Source organism: Arthrobacter sp. AD-310 (assembly GCF_054656615.1).
In genome coordinates this window covers 115,002-134,584 of record NZ_BAAHNO010000016.1, presented here as the reverse complement: position 1 = coordinate 134,584, position 19,583 = coordinate 115,002, and the positions used below count along the sequence as shown (strand labels likewise).

At 67.7% G+C, this 19,583-nt stretch carries 18 protein-coding genes; 13 read left to right on the top strand and 5 right to left on the bottom strand.

The genetic code is table 11. The features are described from left to right. Nucleotides 1-284 precede the first annotated feature (284 nt). From ACYQ1Z_RS11560 to ACYQ1Z_RS11520, 9 genes are all read left to right on the top strand, one after another. Complete coding sequence (locus tag ACYQ1Z_RS11560) at nt 285-938, top strand: DUF4304 domain-containing protein (RefSeq protein WP_459792666.1); 654 nt, start codon at nt 285-287, stop codon at nt 936-938. 555 nt (nt 939-1,493) lie between these two features. After that, nucleotides 1,494-2,123, top strand: a complete 630-nt coding sequence (locus ACYQ1Z_RS11555; protein WP_459792665.1) for an MSMEG_4193 family putative phosphomutase — start codon at nt 1,494-1,496, stop codon at nt 2,121-2,123. 1 nt (nt 2,124) lies between these two features. Beyond that, complete coding sequence (locus ACYQ1Z_RS11550) at nt 2,125-2,838, top strand: SCO1664 family protein (RefSeq protein ID WP_459792664.1); 714 nt, start codon at nt 2,125-2,127, stop codon at nt 2,836-2,838. Nucleotides 2,839-2,874: 36 nt separating this feature from the next. Beyond that, nucleotides 2,875-3,276: a RidA family protein gene (locus ACYQ1Z_RS11545; RefSeq protein ID WP_459792663.1), complete on the top strand. Its 402-nt coding sequence runs from the start codon at nt 2,875-2,877 to the stop codon at nt 3,274-3,276. After that, a complete protein-coding gene (locus tag ACYQ1Z_RS11540; protein ID WP_459792662.1) occupies nt 3,273-4,022 on the top strand; it encodes an MBL fold metallo-hydrolase in 750 nt (249 codons plus the stop codon). The genes ACYQ1Z_RS11545 and ACYQ1Z_RS11540 overlap by 4 nt, the downstream gene beginning before the upstream one ends. A 157-nt stretch (nt 4,023-4,179) precedes the next feature. Continuing rightward, nucleotides 4,180-5,007 carry a DNA/RNA non-specific endonuclease gene (locus ACYQ1Z_RS11535; protein WP_459792661.1) on the top strand — a complete coding sequence of 276 codons (828 nt, stop codon included), beginning with the start codon at nt 4,180-4,182 and terminating at the stop codon, nt 5,005-5,007. Next, nucleotides 5,004-6,782 carry a M20/M25/M40 family metallo-hydrolase gene (locus ACYQ1Z_RS11530; protein WP_459792660.1) on the top strand — a complete coding sequence of 593 codons (1,779 nt, stop codon included), beginning with the start codon at nt 5,004-5,006 and terminating at the stop codon, nt 6,780-6,782. The genes ACYQ1Z_RS11535 and ACYQ1Z_RS11530 overlap by 4 nt, the downstream gene beginning before the upstream one ends. Then, a complete protein-coding gene (locus tag ACYQ1Z_RS11525; RefSeq protein ID WP_459792659.1) occupies nt 6,775-8,007 on the top strand; it encodes a zinc metalloprotease in 1,233 nt (410 codons plus the stop codon). Before ACYQ1Z_RS11530 ends, ACYQ1Z_RS11525 begins: the two co-directional genes overlap by 8 nt. A gap of 27 nt (nt 8,008-8,034) precedes the next feature. Next, nucleotides 8,035-8,349 carry a hypothetical protein gene (locus ACYQ1Z_RS11520; protein WP_459792658.1) on the top strand — a complete coding sequence of 105 codons (315 nt, stop codon included), beginning with the start codon at nt 8,035-8,037 and terminating at the stop codon, nt 8,347-8,349. Here the strand turns inward: ACYQ1Z_RS11520 and ACYQ1Z_RS11515 are convergent. Together ACYQ1Z_RS11515 and ACYQ1Z_RS11510 are read right to left on the bottom strand one after the other, a co-directional pair. Next, on the bottom strand, nt 8,336-10,081 hold the full coding sequence (locus tag ACYQ1Z_RS11515) for a M4 family metallopeptidase (protein WP_459792657.1): 1,746 nt from the start codon (nt 10,079-10,081) through the stop codon (nt 8,336-8,338). The two genes, ACYQ1Z_RS11520 and ACYQ1Z_RS11515, sit on opposite strands and share 14 nt — an antisense overlap. Before the next feature lie 76 nt (nt 10,082-10,157). Further along, the gene (locus tag ACYQ1Z_RS11510; RefSeq protein ID WP_459792656.1) at nt 10,158-11,741 is read right to left on the bottom strand and encodes an esterase/lipase family protein; all 1,584 of its coding nucleotides are present in this window, start codon (nt 11,739-11,741) and stop codon (nt 10,158-10,160) included. 360 nt (nt 11,742-12,101) lie between these two features. Here ACYQ1Z_RS11510 and ACYQ1Z_RS11505 point away from each other — a divergent pair, with 360 nt between their 5' ends. After that, nucleotides 12,102-12,344, top strand: coding sequence for a hypothetical protein (locus ACYQ1Z_RS11505; RefSeq protein WP_459792655.1), 243 nt, complete (start codon nt 12,102-12,104; stop codon nt 12,342-12,344). Here ACYQ1Z_RS11505 and ACYQ1Z_RS11500 read toward each other — a convergent pair. From ACYQ1Z_RS11500 to ACYQ1Z_RS11490, 3 genes are all read right to left on the bottom strand, one after another. After that, nucleotides 12,288-13,085 carry an AfsR/SARP family transcriptional regulator gene (locus tag ACYQ1Z_RS11500; protein ID WP_459792654.1) on the bottom strand — a complete coding sequence of 266 codons (798 nt, stop codon included), beginning with the start codon at nt 13,083-13,085 and terminating at the stop codon, nt 12,288-12,290. The genes ACYQ1Z_RS11505 and ACYQ1Z_RS11500 overlap by 57 nt on opposite strands. A gap of 169 nt (nt 13,086-13,254) precedes the next feature. Next, nucleotides 13,255-15,414: a bifunctional polysaccharide deacetylase/glycosyltransferase family 2 protein gene (locus ACYQ1Z_RS11495; protein WP_459792653.1), complete on the bottom strand. Its 2,160-nt coding sequence runs from the start codon at nt 15,412-15,414 to the stop codon at nt 13,255-13,257. Continuing rightward, a complete protein-coding gene (locus tag ACYQ1Z_RS11490; protein ID WP_459792652.1) occupies nt 15,414-15,926 on the bottom strand; it encodes a hypothetical protein in 513 nt (170 codons plus the stop codon). Before ACYQ1Z_RS11490 ends, ACYQ1Z_RS11495 begins: the two co-directional genes overlap by 1 nt. Before the next feature lie 93 nt (nt 15,927-16,019). Here ACYQ1Z_RS11490 and ACYQ1Z_RS11485 point away from each other — a divergent pair, with 93 nt between their 5' ends. From ACYQ1Z_RS11485 to ACYQ1Z_RS11475, 3 genes are all read left to right on the top strand, one after another. Further along, a complete protein-coding gene (locus ACYQ1Z_RS11485; RefSeq protein ID WP_459792651.1) occupies nt 16,020-16,931 on the top strand; it encodes an EamA family transporter in 912 nt (303 codons plus the stop codon). Nucleotides 16,932-17,052: 121 nt separating this feature from the next. After that, nucleotides 17,053-17,919 (top strand): universal stress protein, encoded by an 867-nt coding sequence (locus ACYQ1Z_RS11480; RefSeq protein ID WP_459792650.1) that lies wholly within the window; start codon nt 17,053-17,055, stop codon nt 17,917-17,919. Between the two features lie 64 nt (nt 17,920-17,983). Further along, nucleotides 17,984-19,549 carry a DUF4389 domain-containing protein gene (locus tag ACYQ1Z_RS11475; RefSeq protein ID WP_459792649.1) on the top strand — a complete coding sequence of 522 codons (1,566 nt, stop codon included), beginning with the start codon at nt 17,984-17,986 and terminating at the stop codon, nt 19,547-19,549. Nucleotides 19,550-19,583 lie beyond the last annotated feature (34 nt).

Genomic DNA, 19,583 nt, shown 5'->3' with positions numbered 1-19,583 from the left:
GCAGCCACCCAAGGGTTACGAGCGGCCGGCCGCCCGATAGCCGGTCCCTAACTGCGACAACCCGTCTTTGACGTGCTGCTTTGCAGCGGTGCACTTTCAGCTGTCCCGTATACCCTGCCCGCAAAAATGCCCGGTGAAGGTGCCCTAATCGCTACACGCCCAGGATGTCTCACAACCCTTGGATTTTGAGACGCCAAGGTTTCGAGACATCTGTTCCAAGGGGCAAGGTGATTGCCGCTCCTGGTATCTGGGTGTTTTCGAACCGAGCGTGCGAGTGTTGCTACATGACAGCTCAGGAAGCGCTCAACGTTGCGCTACGAGACGTGCTCGGTCCGCGCGCGAGGGGCCACGGCTTAAAGGGCACAGCCCCGACCTGGCGAAAGTCGACGTCTTCTGGCGACTGGGCCGTCGTGAACGTGCAGTCATCGTCTTTTAGTTCGGCGGAACATCTGAAGTGCGTAATTAACTTGGCAGTCGCCCCTGAGCCGTGGCTTCGCTGGAGCCGGATGCAGCTGGGCGCCGCAATGCCGAAGTCGGTGACCGAATCTCTTGGCCTCTATCGCGAGCGGTTACACCCGAGTGGTACGAAACCGGGCTTGGATGCTTGGTGGGAGATCAGCGATGCTGCTTCCGCTAGGTCCGCAGTCGAAGACATGCTTGTCCAGCTGGACGCCGCGGGCTGGCCAATTGTCGACCGGTTGCTGAAACGGGAAAACATGCTCGACCAGATTCGAACCGGAGTCCTTGGACACTTGAGAAAGCCAAACGCCGGGGTTCTCTTCGCCCGCGCTGAGGCTCTGCTGCTGATGGATGGTGGCTCGAGCCCAGAGTTAAACGAGCGCCTGCACTTTGCGCTCGAGAACTGCACACCGCAGCAGCGCGACAACGCCCTCGAATTTGATTGTTGGGTCAGGGAACAGGCGAAGCAGGCCGACTGAGAATCCCCAGCCTAGCTCTCAGTCGAGCACCTCCCTGCTGGGAGCGGGAGCTACTTCCAGCCTCGAAACCCTAGGGATTTGAAACACATCGGTTATGACGGTGAACCGGCCCCCCCTTGCCCGCTATAGGTCACATCGTCCATTGGGACTCTGAGCCAGACCTGAACTGTCACCATGCGACCTCATCTTGCCCCAGAGGATCCAATCTTGCATCCGATCGCATGGCATGTTGCCAAAGCATGAGAGGTACATGTGGCGTTGTCGCCCCTCGCGCTTTAACTTGCTCCATGGGGCCCGTCAACAAGTTCGGATCAGGCCACCGCTGTGGGACAGGTCAACGCCGGGCGCTCCAAACGGCGCGGACAAATCGGGGGAACGCACCCTAAGGGGGCAATTGTTCTTTGAGTAGCGCGCCAGAAAGAAATATCGGTATCAACACTGCTGCCAGTCCCAGACCAACCCCTGCAAGAATCACAGTTTTAGTGGACCCGAGCGGGTCCCCGTGCCGGGGGCAGCGGAACCCGGGGCAGCCTGTGAAGGTTAGTCTGGGTCTTGATGACTGAAAGCACCCTGATCCTTCTGGTGCGCCACGGGGAAACCCCTACCACCGGCACCGTGCTTCCGGGCCGGGCGCCGGGGCTGCACCTGTCCGACCGGGGCCGCGCCCAGGCCGAACAGGTGGCGGAGCGGCTTGCCGGGCTGCCGGTGGATGCGGTCTATTCCTCCCCGCTGGAGCGCGCATTGCAGACGGCAGAGCCCACCGCACAGCGGACCGGGCTGGCAGTGCAGCAGGACGCCGGTCTGCTCGAATGCGACTTCGGGGACTGGACCGGTGCCGCACTCTCCGGGCTTGCGCAGCTTCCGGAGTGGCACACCGTGCAGCACAACCCCTCGGCGTTCCGGTTCCCCGGCGGTGAGGGCTTCCGGCAGGTGGAGGACCGGATGGTGGGTGCACTCGAGGGGATGGCCAGTGCCCGCCCCGGAGCCGTCGTCGCCTGTTTCTCCCACGCCGACCCCATCAAGGCTGCCGTCGCACACGCCCTGGGCATGCACCTGGACCTCTTCCAGCGGATCGTCATCAGCACCGGGTCCGTCTCCGCCATTTCCTTCACCGCAGGGAAGGCACCGGTTGTGCTCACCGTGAATTCAACAGCTGAGCCCCTGAGCGGACTGCGGGTGCCCTGACATGGGACAGCAGGCGCACAGTGACCCGCTGGGACTCCTGCGGGAAGGAGCCGTTGAGCTGCTCGGCCGCATGCCCCGCAGCAGCAATGCCACGTTCCTCGTCCAGGTCACGCGCGGGGAGGACACGGCCCGGGCCATCTACAAACCGGCGGCCGGGGAGCGGCCGTTGTCCGACTTCGAGCCCGGGCTGTACCGGCGCGAACGCGCCGCCTACCTGCTCAGTGAACACCTGGGCTGGGGCCTGGTCCCCCCAACGGTGGTGCGGGCGGAGGCTCCGCTGGGAACCGGCTCGCTGCAGTGGTTCGTGGACTGCGACTTCCGCGAGCATTACTTCACCCTCCACGCGGAGGCGCCGGAGACGCACCCGTGCCTGGCGCAGATCGCGGTGTTCGACCTTGTCGCGAACAACACGGACCGCAAAAGCGGGCACGTGCTGCGCGGTGACGACGGCCGGGTGTGGGGCATTGACCACGGGTTGTGCTTTTCCGCGGTGTTCAAACTGCGCACGGTCATCTGGGACTTCGCCGGCGACCCTGTTCCGGAGGTGCTGCTGGAGGACATTGCGCCCCTGGCCGTGGACGTGCCGGAGGCCATTGCCGGGTTGCTGGACCCTGCGGAGGTCCCGGCGCTGCAGCGGAGGGTCCGGCGGCTGCTCCATGAACGGGTGCTGCCGCACGACCCCACCGGCATGCGCTACCCGTGGCCGCTGGTATAGGGGCCATCACCGCCCGAAGAATGGCATGATTTTCGCATGGCACCCATCCAGCGCATCCGCCCCGAGGGGCTCGTGTTCAGCCCGGCCTTCAGCCACGTCGCAGTAGTGCCGCCCGGCGCCACCACCATCTACGTTGGCGGCCAGAACGCCGTCGACGCGGACGGGACTCTGGTGGGGCCAGGGGATGTCGCAGCCCAATCCGGCCGCGCCCTGCAGAACGTAAAAACCGCGCTCGCCGCCGCCGGGGCGGGCGTGGCCGACGTCGTCCAATGGACGGTGCTGTTCGTCGACGGCGTGGACGTGGCAGCGGGCTACGGGGCCGTCGCCTCCGAGCTCGCATCCGATGAGCCGGGCCTCGTGACCGCTGCCCTCGTCGCGGGACTGGGTGTGCCCGGGGCGCTCGTTGAAATCAGCGCTGTTGCTGCGCTCACGCAGTGAGGCAGTGGACCCCGGCGGACGGGGTTTCCGAGCAGGCCCCTGGTGTCTTCTTCGTGGAGGGACCCGCCTCCAACTGGGTGGTGGTGCGGGATGCCACCGGGTTCATCCTCATTGACAGCGGGTACCCGGCCGACCTGCCCCTCGTCCTTGGCTCCCTCCGCTTCCTCGGCCTGGAACCGGCTGCCTGCGCAGCGCTGCTGATCACGCACGGCCACGTGGACCACACCGGGTCAGCCGCACACTTCTCCACGGCTTACGGAACCCCGGTCCTCTGCTCACCGGAGGAGCTTGCCCACGTCCGCGGCGAGGAAAAGCACCAGGTCACGTTCGGCCAGGTCATCAGCCGGGCGTGGCGGCCGAGGGTCTTCCGTTGGATGCTCCACGTCATCCGGGCAGGCGCCCTGCGGGCCGAACCCGCCGTCCACGCCAGGGCCTGGGATGCGGGCACGCTCGGCAACCTGCCGGGCACCCCCGAGCCGGTCCTGCTGCCAGGGCATACGCCGGGCAACTCCGCGGTACTGCTGCCCGGGGCAGCGGCGATAGCTGTCGGAGACTCGTTCGTCAGCGGCCACCCCATCAGCCGGCGCACCGGTTCCCAGATGCTGCACCCCATGTACCACTCGGACCCGGGGGCGGCACGTGCTGCAGCAACAAGGGGTCTGGCCGGCATCGACGCCGGAGTGATCCTTCCCGGACACGGGCCCGCGCTGCGGATGCCTCTGCCTGAAGCGCTGGCATCGCTGTAAAAATCGGTCACCTGACACGCCTCACAGGAGATTCTGTCCAGGTATGCAGGGTTCGGGGCCTTGGAAGCCTGCATATCCGGACAAAAACTTTGGGACCGAAGTGGGCAGGGCGGGCGCTGTAACGCCGGGATAACGCCCGTCGCCATACCGTCGCGGCATGGGCGGCAAGCAGGATTCCCAGAGCACCGGGTACGCTTCCGACTTCCTTGGCATTGAGCTGGGTGTCCCGTCGATGGACGCCGGCCTGCTGGAGGACGCAGTCCGTCTGGACGGTGCGGAAGTGATCCCCTATACGCATTTTTCCCTCGCCGTGAGCAAGTCGAGACGCTTCGCGCGCTGGGTGGCGTGGAACATCGACGGTGGCAGCCTGAAGAAGGTCACGCGCAAGGGGATCGCGTTCGTCAAGGATTCCCGCCTTCCGGAACAATTCCAGAACGGAGATGAGCTGTACGGGGATAACCGGCTGGACCGGGGGCACATCGCCCGCCGCGCGGACCTGGTATGGGGGCCGCTGCCCGAGGCCAACAGCGCCAACCGGGACTCGTTCTACTTCACCAACATCGCCCCGCAAATGGACGATTTCAACCAGAGCAGCAAGAACGGGGTGTGGGGGCGCCTTGAGGAGGCGGTCTTCGCCGACGTCGACGTTCAGGACCTGAGAGTCACCGCGTTTGGCGGTCCGGTGTTCCAGGACAACGCCCGCGAGTACCGCGGCGTCCGCATGCCCCGCGAATACTGGAAAATCCTCGCCTACGTGGAAGACGGCGCGTTCAAGAGCAGCGCCTTCCTGCTGACCCAGAACATCAACCCGCTCGAGTCCCTGGACTTCGACGAGTTCCGTGCCTTCCAGGTCAGTACGGCGGAACTCGAAGACCGCACCGGGCTCCGCTTCCCCGGCCCCCTGCACGGCAGCGGGGCTGAAACGCGGCACGGTCCCGGCACCGGCCGCGCCCCACTGGGCGGGCCGGCGGACATCCGGTGGTGACCGCCGTCGTGAAGCTTGTCCTGTTCGATCTCGGGAACACGCTGGAAAGCGGCGGTGTCCTGCTGCCCGGCGCCCGGGAAACCCTCGAGGCCATCGCCTCCCCCGGCCCGGAAGGAGAGCCCGCCCCGGTGCTGGGCCTGCTCTCCGATTTCCACATGCCCGCCGGTCCGGAGGACGTGGCCGCCATCCGGCAGCAGTACTGCGACCTTCTGGACGACCTGGGCATCCGGGAGTTCTTCGAGCCGGTGGCCGAACGGGTGACCCTGTCCACCGAGGTGGGCGTCTTCAAACCGGACCCGGCGATGTTCCGTGCAGCCGCTGCGAAGCTCAGTCCCGCCCTGGACTTCAAGGACGTCCTGTTCGTCACCGAAAACCCGGGCCACGTGCTCGCCGCCCGCCTGCTCGGGCTTGTGGCGGTACACGTGCGGGGCCCAGGCCAGGCCGGCGGCGACGTGGACACACTGCCCGCGCTCGTCCCGCTGGTCCGCGAGTTCCTCCAGGACCGGGAACCACCCGAAACTACGGTGCTGCGGGACTCCCCCGCCACCCGGAGCAGCGCCGTGGACCGGCTCCGCGGAAGCGGAGCGAGGTGGACCCGGCTGGGCGACACGCTGGTGGTCCAGTCACCCGCCCGTGCCGGACAGTCCACCGGCCGAACCGGAATACCCGGTCCACGCCCGCCGCTGCTGCCGGAGCAGCGGCTCCACCTGGTGACCCAGGTCGGCCGGACGTTCCAGGACGAGCACCCGGACGCGCGGGTGCTGGTGGACAAGGGACGCTACCTGGTGGTCGACGCCACCCCCGGCACGCTCGTCCACCGCGGGGCGGCGGCGGCCTGCTACGACATCAGGCCGCTGCCGGCCGACGGCATCGTCTTCGACGAGCATCCGCCCGGCCCGGCCGCCGGACCTGTCGGGGACGCAGGCCTCCCGATGTTGTCCCGGGCCTCGTATGAGCACGACGTCGACAGGCTGGCTTCCCTGCGGACGCGCCACTCCGGCAGCGCGGACTTCCTCGGCGCCCTTCGATGGGCGAAGGACCGGCTGGAGGACCTGGTCTTCGCAACAGCGGTCCAGGACGTCCCCTTTCCGGGCGGGAACACCCGCAACCTGGTGGCTGACCGCCCTGGCACCGGTCCCGACCCGAAGGTGGTGCTGGCTACCGGGCACCTGGACTCGGTCAACCTTCAGGATCCTGAAGCGCCGGCACCGGGAGCGGACGACAACGCCTCCGGAAGCGCCGGTGTGCTGGCCATCGGTGAGGCGCTCGCCGGCCGGGCGGGACGGCACGGCATTCGGCTCATCCTGTTCGGCGGCGAGGAGCAGGGCCTCTACGGCAGCCGGCACTATGTTGCCGGCCTGGACACCACAGAGCGGGCCCGCATCGAGGCCGTGGTGAACATGGACATGATCGCCTGCCGGAACACCGGCCACCCAACAGTGTTGCTGGAGGGAGCCCCGGTGTCCCGGCCGGTGATCGACGCCCTGGCCAGTATCGCCCGGCAACACACCACCCTGGCTGTGCAGACGAGCCTCGACCCCTTCAACAGCGACCACGTGCCCTTCCTGCAGCACGGAATACCTGCCGTGCTGACCATCGAAGGCACCGACTCGGCGAACCGCCGGGTCCATACCGGCCAGGACACGTTCGAGGCCCTCGACACCGGCCTCGCCCTGGAAATCCTGCGGATGAACATCCTGTTCATCGCGCAGGCCCTGGACATCGACTTCAGCAGCGCCGCACCTGACGGGCAAAGGAGAACAAACCATGTATGAGGTAAGCCAGCTGAACCTGATTGAGCCGCGGAGCCGCGAGCTGTGCGGGACCATGGAAGTCCACCGCCGGCTCCTGAACCACAGCATCACCTACCAGGAGCGCCGTGCCCTCATCGAGAACCGGGCGCTCGCCTACGAGGAACAGACGCGGCGCGCGGCGCGCCGCGGGGTGCTGGTAATCCCAGTGGTGGTCCACGTGGTGCACAACCCCGACGAGCCCGCCCAAAACATCAGCGCCGAACAGGTCCACAGCCAAATCGAAGTCCTCAATGAGGACTTCCGGGCCGGCAACCCCGATGTGTCCAGGGTGCCGCCGGTCTGGGCTGACCGGGTTGCCGACTGCAACATCGAGTTCCGGCTGGCGGTCCAGGACCCTGACGGCAACGCGACTGACGGCATCACCCGGACCGCCACCACGACGCCGTTCTTCACCACGGACCTGGACGACGTCAAATCGTCCAGCACCGGCGGCGCGGACCCGTGGCCCAGCGACGAATACCTGAACGTCTGGGTGTGCAGCGAAATCAAGGACACCATCGGCCGGGTAATCCTGGGGTACGCCCAGTTCCCCGGCGGCCCGCCCAGCACCGATGGCGTGGTGATCGCGAACTTCTGCTTCGGCAAGGGCGGCACGGCACAGGCACCCTTCGACCTGGGCCGCACCGCGACGCATGAAATCGGACACTGGCTGGACCTGCGGCACATCTGGGGCGACGACCGCGGCTCGTGCCGGGGCAGCGACCTGGTGGACGACACGCCCAACCAGGCCGACGCCACCTTCAACAGCCCGGCATTCCCGCAGATCAGCTGCGACAACGGGCCGGATGGAAACATGTTCATGAACTACATGGACTACACGGACGATGCCGCAATGTTCATGTTCACCAACGGCCAGTCACGCCGGATGGACGCCTGCCTGGAGGGTGCCCGGTCGACTTTCCTGGCTTCGCCCGCCTTCGCCCTTGCTTCGCCACCAGCAGTGGCTGCCCAGCCTTCGCATGGCGGAACCGGCCCGTCCTTTACAGGTCCTGTACCGGTGGCCGCCGGCCACGCGGCGCAGCAGGAAACCCAGGAGCAAGCCCCGGAACATGCCCAGGACAACAGCGAACTGCTGCAGCTCCGGCAGGAAGTGGACCGGCTCCGGCGTGAAAACCAACAAACCAGGACGATCCTGGAGGGAATCCGCGCGGCACTCAATAGTGCCACCGCACCAACGGGTGGATGATGGAGTCATGACCTTGCGGACACAACCATGAGCGGAATCCCGGCGGAAATGGCCGGCGTGTGGCTGCACGCCCATGAGGAGGACACGGCCTCGACCATGGTGTTCCGGCCCCGCGGCTACGCACTGAAGCCCGCCCGATGGCGGGATGCCATCGAAGTCCATCCGGACGGGACCTGCATCTGGCACGGCAGCAGCCCGGACGACCGCGGGCAGGCCTTCCCGGGCCGCTGGGAAGACCTGGGCGGCGGGCAGGCCCGCATCACCATCCCCGCAGCGGCCGGCGCTTCCTTTCCAGGACAGGTCCAGTCCTGGACGCCGGACAAGCTCGTTATGGGGAAGTGATCCCCACCAGCTGATACGCCTTCCGGATAGCGCCGATTTTGTCCGCCTTCTGCAGATCCCCGCCGAAGTATGTCTGCCCCACGTCCACCACGGCCTGGAGCGCTTCGGGGAAGGTGGCGAGCGGGGCCAGGCGCGCCATGCCGAGGTATGTCAGGACAGCGACATCCTCGACGCTGAAGACCCGCTTTCCGTCCCGGGCCATGGTCAGCAGGTTGTGGACGGCCTTGTTGTGGATGTTGCTGTTGAAGTGAACCCACCCCTGGTCGTTGGCACGGCCGGGCAGTTCACCTGGCCGCAGCTTCCGGAATTCGTCCATGTGCTTAGGGTGGCCCGTGCGCGCCGGGTCGGCGAAGTCGCGCAACGGCCGGCCATCGGGCCGCAGCCCGGGACCGATCTCCCAGTCCCATGTGCTCACGTCGTTGCGGTCGGGGGCCTCATACCAGTTCTTGATGATGACGCCCGCGACGTCCGCGAAGGACTCGTTCAGTGCGCCCGACTGGGTGGCGTAGACCAGGTTCGAGGTCGTCTCGATCACGCCGTGCGTGAGCTCATGCCCGATGACGTCCAGGAAGCGGGACAGGCTGACAAGCCGCCCGTTCTTCTGGATCTGCCCGTACCACATGCGGTGCCTGAACCAGAAGGCGTTGAGCAGCCCGGGGGGCGGCTGCATGCTGGCCGCGGTGACGTTGACCAGGGAGATCAGGTCCATGCCCTTATCGTCGATGCCGTTGCGCTGCAGCACCACGTTGTAGAAGTCGAGGACGCGCGAAGCATTGGCGTGGGCCGACACCGCGGCACGGTTGGTGATGCCGTAGTCGCTGCTTTCTGCTTCCACCGGGAAGTCGGGGTCCCGTGGGCTGGTGTCGATGTCGGCGAACTGCAGGTCGTAGGTGCGGACCATCCGGCGCGGGTCGTTGAGGCGGCAGGTGGTTCCCGTGGGTGAAACCAACTCGCCGAAGAACGTCTGTTCCGCTTCGTCCTCGTCAATGCCCTTGCACCGCGCCGGGATGGCCAGTGCGGTGGGGGCCGCGCTGTAGCAGAACAGGATCGCGCCGTCGTGGGCGTCCACAAGGTAGTTGTAGCCGGGCGGAACCGGCCGCCTGCCCAGGCCGTGCCCAAAGTCGGCCTCATCAGGACTGCCGCCGTCCCCGTTGTCTGCGGGCGGCTCGGCCGGCAGGCCGGTGAAGAACCACGCCAGGTGCCAGGTGCCGTCGTCGTCCTTCTTGAAGAAGTTGAGGCGTGCGCCCGCTCCGGCCTCGGCGGGAATGTCCGCGCCGGTGTAGGCCGCCACCCGGGCCAGCGCTTCCGCACGGCTCAGGGACTCCACCGGGCTGGCGTCCGGCGCCTCGCCCAGCTGGCCCGTAACGCTGACAAGTTCCCGGGCACCGGTGAGCTCCACCAGGGCAGCGGCCCCGAAAACGGGGATGTCCCGGTACGTCTGGGAGAAACGCAGTGTGTGCGTCCCCAGCGCCGGCACGTCCCGCTCGCTGCCCACCACAAGGTCCGGTACCCGTTCCGGCAGCTCGGGCTCGGCAAGCGACCGCATGGCGGGCCGGTCGTCCTGCTGCAGCAGCTGGTCGAGGTAGAAGCGGGCCGCAGCCTCGTTGCTGGTGAAGGTCAGGGCCGGCCCGTCAGCTTCCCCTGCGGGCGGCTGGCCCCGGAAGGACTCGGCCGATCGGGAGGCCGCCTCCTCCTGCCCGGCGTGGTAATGCAACCCCTGCAACTGGGACATCGTGGCCTTCTTCCATGCTTAAGGACTGGCAGGCAGGACGATAGGCGCGGCCGCGTTACTGCACCGTTACGGCCGGCTACAGCGGAAGGGTCCTGGGCGTTACGGTGATCCGGATGCCGGCGTTCTGTCCGAGCAGGGGTTTCATCAGGTCGGGGACGTCGATGCGTCCACTCCAATTGTCCGCGGCACTGTTGCGGTCCACCAGTCGGTCCTTGTCCTCGGGGTTCCAGTCCCGCAGGGCGGTGGGAATGGTGCTGTTCCAGGCGGCCCAGGCCATCGGCAGCGGCCGGTCCGCGGATGGCGGCTGGATGTCCACCACCAGGGTGTCCTGCCAGTCCTCGGTCTGCTCCATGTGGTCCGCGAAGAAGAAACGGCCTTCCTTTTCGGTGATGGACATCAGCCGCAGCCTGAGGGCGTGGCGCAGCGTGGGAACCATCCGCCCGCCTACCCGCGGGCGTGGTGCCTGTGAAGAGAGGAAGGTGGTGAGCAGCGGCTGGGGCGAATCGATAGGGTCCCCTTCCTTCCACCGCTCGATCTGTACCGGGCAAAAGTGCGCGGCGCTCTGTTCGTGGACCATCACAGGCAGCCCGCGGATCGCTAGGCTGACGTCGAGCTGGAACTCGACCTCGTCGGGCGCGTCCCGTCCCACGGTGAACCCCACCAGTTCGACCTCGACTTTCAGGTCGCCGAAGAGGAAGCGCTGCAGGTTCTGGTACCCCTCCTCGGAGTTGACGATCCCGTACCGTCCGCTGTGGCTGCGGTGGACGATGGCCAGCGGCGCGCCCCGGACGGCCGCATTGTCGATCTGGACCAGCCCGTCACTGCGTGCGCCCACGGCCTTGGACGACAGACCGAAGGCAACGTCGTAATCCTCGGGGTTGGACCCGACCAGGCAGAAGAGCTCCGCGGCCGGGAACCCGCCGTCGGGAATCTCCGTGCCCTTGAAGGCGTCCCTGCCCAGCTGCCGCCGCAGGGCCGGCGGGGTGAGGTAGTCGTACATCCGGTCCGGCCCGAAGATGTCCGCCCCCTGGATCCCGGTGGCGTCGCGCAGGCGCTCCAGCCAGCCGAACCCGATGGCGAAGTTGATGCCGCCGTGCGGGGTGGCGTAGGTGAAGACCCTGGCGACGTATCTGGCGCCGGCCGCGGGATCGATGGTGCCGGCGCCGTCCGCCAGTTCCTCGGGGATGACCCGCTGCAGCAGGGACCGGCAGATGAGCCCGCCCATCGAGTGGGCCACCAGGAAGACCTTGGGCGCCCCGGTCCGGTCCAAAACCAGTTTGATGAGTTTGAACAGGTCCCGGGCTGCCGCCTCGAAGGAGAAGGGCACCGGGCCGTCGGCGAATGTATCGGCGGAGTCGTCGTAGAAGCGGTGGATCCAGACCGATGCGGGGTTGACGCTTCCGGGATCGGCACCGTTGAGGAACGCCGACTGGTCCCCGTGGACCGGCACCTCGTAGTTGTGGTCCGTGATGAGGCGCAGCATGGGTGATTCGAACTGGTGGAACTGCGCCCTGCCGCGGCTGTCCGCCCGGACGTGGACCGAGCCCTGGCTGAATCCGTAGAACGGATCGTCCACCGCGCTGTTGATGGCCGATCCGGTGCCGGCGAAGCCACGGACATAGATGATGGGGAGCCTGCCATCGTCGCCTGCGGTGCCCATTGCCTGTCCCTCTTCCGCCAAATCTTCCCGCTCCCGCGGGCCTGCGGGCAGCGGTGGCAGTTGATCATGCATGCCGTTACGACGGCGTTACAGGCCCCAGGCGGCTTCGGTCACCGGGGCCCCGTCATGGCCGGGTAACGGAGGGGTGGTTCGCTGGAGGCGGCGGCGCGCCCGGAAAGGCTCAATTTTGCGTGAATATTTACTAAAGGTAAACCGTTGCCCCGGAGTTGTGCGGCAGGATGAGAGCCAGTTCGGTTTAGGGCCGCGGCAACGGGAAGCATCCTGGCCGGCAGGGCGCAGGGCCGGACACCGGTCTCAGCCCGGGAAAGGGTTGCGTTGCTGACTGAAAGTGGGGGCATCATGCGCAGGGATGACGGATCCGGTGGCACACCGGACGGGAGCTCCGTCCCGGACGCCGGGACGCTGGTCGTCAGCACCTGGCATGAGCGCGGCGCCCAGGGCGGCGGCTTCCGGGCCCGGATCACGTACGGCGGTACGTCCGCCGCGGAGCGGACCACCGTCTCCACCGCTGATGCGGAGCAGGCCCTACGCGTTGTGCAGCAGTGGCTGCTGGCCCAGGCCGCTGTCAAGGACGGCGACTAGCGGTTCCTGCGCAGCCAGCAGCGGGGAAGGCGCCTGCGGCCTGATGCCGGCCACCAGGTGCCTCAGCCCCTCCGACGGCGGCACCCCCATGTCACGCTGGAGTTGTTCCTGGTACTTGTCGTAGGCGAGCAGCGCCGTGGCAAGGTTGCCTTGGGCCAGTTCCGACGTGACGAGGACCCGCACCGCACTCTCGTAAAGGGGTTCGAGTTCAAGGGCCGCCACTGCCGCATCGGCAGCAGCACCGTAGTCACCGGCGTCGGTGAACCGGTGCGCCAGAAGGGTAAAGGCACGCAGCTGGTCGTGCCGGAGCCTGCTTTGCTCGAACAGCACCCAGTCCTCATACCAGCCGGGCAGGAAATCAAGGCCGCGCAGGTCCTGCAGCAGAATTTCCGCCGCGGCATAATCCGCCGTGCCGGCGGCCTTGAGGGCCGTGCGGACCCGGTGCAAATCCACAATGGTGCGCGCATCCAGGGACAGCACCGGCCCCTTTTTGATGACCAGCCCCGGAAGTTGGCGGGTAACCAGATGGACTGTGACGCGGAGGCTTTCCAAGGCTTTGGCTTCCGGATATTCGGGCCAGAGGAGACCGGCGACATAGTTGCGGAGGCTGTCACCCCGCACGGCCAGCACCGCGATGAGCCGCTGCTGGCGGGCGGCCACATGGACCACTTCCCCGCCCTGGCGCAGCTGCCAGGACTTCAAAAGATCCAATTCAAAGTTTCCATAGTCATCGTTGTCCATGGCGACCCGATCTGAGCAGGGTTTAGTGCGGTGAATTTGTAAGATTGAGCATCCTCAGGTTGACAAGGAAAGTCAATCAACAATGCCCCCTATTTGCGTAGCGAGAGGCGGCTCTCACGGCCCTTAGCCGCAGCGGACGGCGTGCCTTCCCCGCGCCGGACGTCCAGGGTTACGTTTCGCTGCCTGCGGCCGGGACGCGCAGGCTGCCGTACCTTTCCATCCGGTGCCACCGGAGGTGGACGCCCGCCAGGGCCGTCACCACCGCCTGGATAACCACCAGGTACATCAGCTGCCGGTAGACGAACTGCTGCAGTGGAAGGGTCCACAGTGGCCGCAGCCGCTCCTTGTCCAGCCGGAACGCGTAGGCGGCCATCAGGAACTGCACGGCCAGAAAAACCAGCCACAGGGCTGCAATGCGGAGCGGGTCAAGGAAGATCAGGCCGTAGATCGCGAAGACGTCAACGATGGGCGCGAACAGGGGAAGCAGCACCTGCAGGACCAGCAGGTAACCGAGTCCCCGCCGGCCCAGCTTGCCGGCAGCACCGGTCTGCAGTACGGCGCCCCGATGCTTCCACATCGCCTGCAGCGTGCCGTAGCACCAGCGGTAGCGCTGGCGCCAGAGGGCGCCGAGGCTTGCCGGCGCCTCGGTCCAGGCACGGGCGTCCTCCTGGTAGACCACCCGCCAGCCGTCACGGCACAATGCCATGGTCAGGTCCGTGTCCTCGGCCAGCGTGTCATCGCTGACGCCGCCGACCTTCAGGAGGGCGTCCCGCCGAAAGGCCCCGATGGCGCCCGGCACGGTCGGCATGCATTCCGCGACGTCGAACAGCCTGCGGTCGAGGTTGAAGCCCACCACATATTCGATATGCTGCCAGGCGCCCAGGACCCCGCCGCGGTTTGCGACTTTTGTGTTGCCGGAGACAGCGCCCACCCGCGGGTCGGTGAAGGGCTGGATGAGGGCGTGGACCGTGTCCGGTTCGAACACGGTGTCGCCGTCAACCATCACCACAAGGTCGTGGGCCGCCGCGTGCAGCCCGGCGTTCAGGGCGGAGGGTTTGCCGCCGTTCTCCTTGCGGATCACAACCACCCCCGGGAGCCCCAGGGCATCGACGATATCGGCCGTACCGTCGGTTGAGCCGTCGTCCACGACGATGATTTCCACCGGGTGCGTGGATGCGGCGATTGACCGGACCGCGGCTTCAATCCCGGCGGCCTCGTTGTAGGCGGGAACGATGACCGACACCGGTTCGGTGACCTCAGGCCGGACCAGGACGTCCGACCTGCGCCTGCCGCGCCCGCTGCCGTGCAGCCGGCGCGCCGCGCGGCTGTGCCGGGCGGCGAAAAAGATGACCAGGACGGCCCGGATGAAGGTCACCGCACCGGCCGCGACCAGCCCCCACGAGATGGCTGTGACAACGAAGTCGCTCAAGCGGATGCCCCACACAAGGGCCCAGCCGCTGGCCTGTTCAACAGTGGAGGCAGGCCGCATGCTGTTGATGCCGATGGCGTCACCCACCGAAGTGACGCGGTACCCCTGGTCCGCGTACCGGGAAAGCGAGGCGTCCAGGGCCGCAACGGTCTGGGCCCGGTCGCCCCCGCCGTCGTGCATCAGGATGACCTGGCCCTGGTCCCCCGCCGGCGTGGCGTTGCGTTCAATCTCCGCGGCGCCCGGAGTCTCCCAGTCCTTGCTGTCCAGGCTGCTCAGCACGGTGAGGTAGCCCCTGTCCGCCAGCCCCTGCATGGCGGACCAGGTGCCATCAGTGAGCTCCCCGTTGCCGGAGCTGAAAGGCGGCCGCAGCAGGGAAACGGCCTGGCCGGTCACTCCGACAATGGCGTCCTGCGCGCCCTGCACTTCGAGATCCCGGTGCCACCCCTCTGCAGCTCCAAGGTCGGTATGGGTGAGCGTGTGGACACCGATTTCGTGGCCTTCAGCGGCGATGCGCCGCACCAGTTCGGGATTGTCCACTGCAGCCGAGCCAACCACGAAGAACGTCGCGTGGACCTGGTGCTTGCGCAGCACATCCAGGATCTGCGGCGTCCAGACAGGGTCCGGGCCGTCGTCGAAGGTCAGGGCCAGCGTCCGGTCCGGCGGGCTCACCGTCCGCACGGTCCCCCCGCGGGCGTCCACCACGGGGCCGCCCTGGGATACGGAAGCCGGAACGGTATCGGCGGACGTGCCAGGAGCCGGCGATGCGTACCCGACTCCGCCCAGGTGGTGCATATATCCCTGCACGGCCAGTGCAACACCCAGGGCGAACACGACGGCCAGGAGAACGATCCAGTGAGCCTTGACGTTGGCGGGACCGGAGCCGGGGTTCGGGCGGCGCATCACGGGTGGGCGGGTGCTGTGGGCCGCGTTGCCTGCCCGGGGGCAGCGCCGCTCATGCCGGGGTCGGTGCCGCTCATGCCCGGCGCCGTTGCGTCATCCGCCGGTACCGGCACGGCTGCGGGCGCAGCAGGCTCGGCGGGCTGGGCGGGGGTGATTTCGGCCGGCGGGACGGCGGGAACGTTCCCGGGCTCGGCTCCGGGTCCCGGGGCGTAAGCCGCAACCGGGGCGGGCGCCGGTGTTTCTGCAGGCCGGTCCCCCGCACCGGACAACGGGGCCGGCGGAGGCGGGGGCAGCTCCGGCTTACCGGCCGCGGCAGGCAGGGGCAGGTAGGGTGCCGGGACGTTGGAGCCGCCAATGAAGGCAACCAGCAGCAGCGCGACGTACGCCGCCACGAGCCCCAGCGCCGCCAGGCCGCCCACCTTGGCCAGCCGCAGCCGGCGGCCTGACGTGTCTACAAATACAGGACCGCGGCGGGCGCGGCGCTGCTCGGGCTGCTGGTCAAGGGCTTTCATCGAGCATCAACCTTAGGGGAAACAGGATCTGCACCCCAAAACCGCGTGCGCCCGCATTTCCCCCGCCGCGGCCCCTTGCCTAGCCTTGTAACCATGCCGACCGTCCGCCCGCCTGCCGCCGGATCCCAGCCGCGCCCTTCCACCCCTGCCGTCCTCCTGGTCCTGGCGGCGGTGGTGTGCCAGCAGGCCGGTGCCGCCCTGGCTGTGACTGTCTTTCCCGCCGCCGGCCCGCTGGGGCTTGCCGCGCTCCGGCTGGTGTTCTCCGCCGTCGTGCTCCTTGCCGTCGCCAGGCCGCGGTTAAGGGGGCATTCCGCGCCGGCGTGGTCTGCTGCCCTGGGCCTGGGTGTGTCGCTGGCGGCGATGAACAGCCTGATCTACGAGGCCATCGCCAGGCTGCCGCTTGGCACCGCTATCACCCTGGAGGTGCTGGGTCCGCTCATTCTCTCGGTGGCGGTCAGCCGGAAGGTCCGCTCCCTGCTGTGGGCAGCAATGGCCCTGGCAGGCGTTGCGCTCCTGGGCCGGGGCGCCCCGGCCGACCTCGACCTGGCAGGCGTCTGCTTCGCACTCGGCGCGGCTGCTGCCTGGGCGGCATTCATCCTCTGCAACGCGAAGGCCGGCGCCATGTTCCGCGGATTCGACGGGTTGGCCCTGGGCATGGCCATCGGCGCTGCCGTGTCCCTTCCCGGCGCCTTATGGACCGCCGGGCCGGCCCTTTTCGAACCGGGCATCCTCGCACTGGGACTGGCTGTGGCGTTGCTGTCCTCCGCCGTCCCCTACGCCATGGAGATGGTGGCCCTGCGCCGCATTTCCGCCGCTGTCTTCTCCGTGCTGACCTGCACTTCCCCCGCCGTCGCTGCCGTCGCCGGCCTTGTCCTGCTCGGACAGCAGCTGAACTGGACGCAGGGGGCGGCCATCGCACTGGTGGTGGCAGCCGGCATCGGTGCCGTCCGCAGTGCGGCGCCGCGGCGGAAGCCGGCTGCACGTGAGGTGAAAGCCACGCGCTGAGGCCGTCTCCGAAGATACAGCCCTGCCCGGCGCCATGATGACCTTTGGCCCTACAACTCCCCCCTCCCTGGCCACCAATGTTGGAGGTGTACAGCATCTGCACCAGGAGGAAGACCGGGCCATGACATCACGTAAACCAATCGCCGTCGGCACCAATGAATCCGCGCAAAGCCAGGAGGCAGTGTTGTGGGCCGCCCGCCGCGCCGAACGCGCCGGCCTGCCGCTGGTCATCCTGCATGTGGTGGACGACCGCTGGGTGGCCGATCCCTACCCGTGGTTCGGCGTCCTCGAGGAGGCCGGCGACCAGCTCCTGAAAACCGCGGCAGGGCGGATCCGGGGCGCCTTCCCTGTCCCGGTAACCACCCGCCTCCTGAACGGAAGTGTTGGAGGCGAACTTGCACGGTATTCAGGCAAGGCGTCCATGCTGGTGGTGGGATCCGGAAGCGGACACCTGGGCGGTTCCCTGGCTGACCGGGCCCTCCAGGTAGCCGCTTCCGCCAAAGTCCCGGTTGCCGTGGTGGGGACCCAGGACCTGAACGGGCGCACCGGAATCGTGGTGGGCGTTGACGGGTCCCGGGAAGCGACCCAGGCCGTGGCGTTCGCTGCCGCCGAGGCGGACCGGGAAGGCGACGAACTCACGGTTGTGTATGCCGTCCGGACACCGGATGCCGTTACGGACATCGGCCTGTCACCGGCCAGCCTGGCGGAAATGATCGCCGAAGAGGAACGCGTTGTGCTTTCCGAGACCGTCGCCGGGCTCGAACAGGATTATCCCGACCTGAAAGTGCGCCAGGTGCTGGACACCGAACGGGATCCCGCCGATGCCCTGATCCATGCAGCCTCCGGAGCGCGGATGCTGGTCGTGGGCAGCCGCGGCAGGGGCGGCTTCAAGAGGCTCCTGCTGGGGTCGACAGCGCACGGGGTGCTCAAGCACCTGCCATGCCCTACGGTCATCACCCGGCTCCAGGCCATGCAGGACAAGATCTAGGCGCACGGTACGGGATTCCCTCCCCGTCCTCCCGCCATGGCCCCTGTTCGCAAGGTTCGACACCATGAGAAAAACTGCTGCAGTGCTCCTGCTCATCCTGGGCATCGTGTTTTCGCTGCTGGGCCTGGCAGCCCTGGCAGGCGGTGCGGTGGCCATGGCGCTGGGGTCTGCCCAGGGCGACGGGTATTTCACAACCGGCACCGCGCGGCTCTCCGTAGGATCCCATGCCCTGACCTCGCCGCCGCTTGACGCCGTCGGCGAAGGCGTTCCCCCGCAGCTCCCCTTCGATGTCGGGACCCTGCGGCTCCGCGCCACCGCCGTTGACCCTGCCAGGGAGATCTTCATCGGCATCGCGCCGCGCGACGACGTCGAAACCTACCTTGCGGGCGTCCACCATTCGGAACTGCTCGACGTGGAAATGACGCCCTTCCGCGCGGAGTACCGTGACATCCCGGGCGCTGCCGTGCCGGCACCGCCGGCCGGGCAGGCGTTCTGGACAGCCTCCGCTTCCGGTGCCGGTGAACAGGAGCTCACCTGGGACCTTGCGGCCGGCAACTGGGCCATCGTCCTCATGAACGCGGACGCAAGCCAGGGCGTGGACGCGCGGCTGGAGGCGGGCGCACGGTCCGGACTGATCAGGCCCGCAGCCACCGGACTCCTGGTGGGAGGCGCCATTGCCCTGGCCATCGGGGTTCCGCTGCTGGTGCTCGGCGCCATGGGACTGGGACGGCACGCCGGCCCGGCGCCGCATGGCCCGCAGGCGCCGCCTCCCGCGTTCCCCGGCCCTGCACCGGGCTACCCCCGCTCTGCACCCGGATATGCGGGCACGGCGGGACCGCCCGCCGCACCGCACCCCGGGTCGCCAGCAGCACCGCCCGACGGACCGCCACAGGTCCGCCCGCTGGAGGCAGCCGGGCAAGGGGAACTGGCACCGTACCCTGCCCGGCTCACCGGCTATCTCGACCCAGGGCTGTCCCGCGCCATGTGGCTGGTGAAGTGGTTCCTGGCCATCCCGCATGTCATCCTGCTGGCCTTCCTCTGGTTTGCGTTCCTGGTCGCCACGGTTGTTGCCGGGTTCGCCATCCTGTTCACCGGGCGGTATCCGCGGGCTCTCTTCGATTTCAACGTAGGTGTCCTGCGCTGGAACTGGCGGGTGGCGTTTTACGCCTTCACCGCCGCCGGCACGGATCTCTACCCGCCTTTCACCCTGGCCCGTACCAGCTACCCCGCCGACTTCGAGGTGGATTACCCGGCCCGGCTTTCCCGCGGTCTGGTGCTGGTCAAGTGGTGGCTGCTGGCCATCCCGCACCTGCTCATCGTTGCCGCGCTGGCGGGCACCAGCTGGTCGTGGCGGGCGGAAACCACCGACCTCGGCACAACCTACGAGAGGAGCACGGGATTGTCCCTGCTGGGTGTCCTGGTCCTGGTTGCGTTGGTCATCCTGCTCTTCACCGGCCGGTACCAGCGCCCGCTGTTCGACCTGATACTCGGCATCAACCGCTGGATCTATCGGGTAATCGCCTATACCGCCCTGATGCGGGACGAGTATCCGCCCTTCCGGCTCGACTCCGGACCCGCTGACCTGCCCGCGCCAGGTCCGGGTCCGGGGCCGGGGCCGGTTCCGCAGTGACTTTAGGCCCTACCTTCGCCGGCGCCGGCCGGGA

What these genes read in the sequence shown, in the direction of transcription:
- ACYQ1Z_RS11560 (WP_459792666.1), top strand. Translation starts at nt 285, where the DNA reads ATGACAGCTCAGGAAGCGCTCAACGTTGCGCTACGAGACGTGCTCGGT.
- ACYQ1Z_RS11555 (WP_459792665.1), top strand. Translation starts at nt 1,494, where the DNA reads ATGACTGAAAGCACCCTGATCCTTCTGGTGCGCCACGGGGAAACCCCT.
- ACYQ1Z_RS11550 (WP_459792664.1), top strand. Translation starts at nt 2,125, where the DNA reads ATGGGACAGCAGGCGCACAGTGACCCGCTGGGACTCCTGCGGGAAGGA.
- ACYQ1Z_RS11545 (WP_459792663.1), top strand. Translation starts at nt 2,875, where the DNA reads ATGGCACCCATCCAGCGCATCCGCCCCGAGGGGCTCGTGTTCAGCCCG.
- ACYQ1Z_RS11535 (WP_459792661.1), top strand. Translation starts at nt 4,180, where the DNA reads ATGGGCGGCAAGCAGGATTCCCAGAGCACCGGGTACGCTTCCGACTTC.
- ACYQ1Z_RS11525 (WP_459792659.1), top strand. Translation starts at nt 6,775, where the DNA reads ATGTATGAGGTAAGCCAGCTGAACCTGATTGAGCCGCGGAGCCGCGAG.
- ACYQ1Z_RS11520 (WP_459792658.1), top strand. Translation starts at nt 8,035, where the DNA reads ATGAGCGGAATCCCGGCGGAAATGGCCGGCGTGTGGCTGCACGCCCAT.
- ACYQ1Z_RS11515 (WP_459792657.1), bottom strand. Translation starts at nt 10,081, where the DNA reads ATGTCCCAGTTGCAGGGGTTGCATTACCACGCCGGGCAGGAGGAGGCG.
- ACYQ1Z_RS11510 (WP_459792656.1), bottom strand. Translation starts at nt 11,741, where the DNA reads ATGGGCACCGCAGGCGACGATGGCAGGCTCCCCATCATCTATGTCCGT.
- ACYQ1Z_RS11505 (WP_459792655.1), top strand. Translation starts at nt 12,102, where the DNA reads ATGCGCAGGGATGACGGATCCGGTGGCACACCGGACGGGAGCTCCGTC.
- ACYQ1Z_RS11500 (WP_459792654.1), bottom strand. Translation starts at nt 13,085, where the DNA reads ATGGACAACGATGACTATGGAAACTTTGAATTGGATCTTTTGAAGTCC.
- ACYQ1Z_RS11495 (WP_459792653.1), bottom strand. Translation starts at nt 15,414, where the DNA reads ATGCGCCGCCCGAACCCCGGCTCCGGTCCCGCCAACGTCAAGGCTCAC.
- ACYQ1Z_RS11490 (WP_459792652.1), bottom strand. Translation starts at nt 15,926, where the DNA reads ATGAAAGCCCTTGACCAGCAGCCCGAGCAGCGCCGCGCCCGCCGCGGT.
- ACYQ1Z_RS11485 (WP_459792651.1), top strand. Translation starts at nt 16,020, where the DNA reads ATGCCGACCGTCCGCCCGCCTGCCGCCGGATCCCAGCCGCGCCCTTCC.
- ACYQ1Z_RS11480 (WP_459792650.1), top strand. Translation starts at nt 17,053, where the DNA reads ATGACATCACGTAAACCAATCGCCGTCGGCACCAATGAATCCGCGCAA.
- ACYQ1Z_RS11475 (WP_459792649.1), top strand. Translation starts at nt 17,984, where the DNA reads ATGAGAAAAACTGCTGCAGTGCTCCTGCTCATCCTGGGCATCGTGTTT.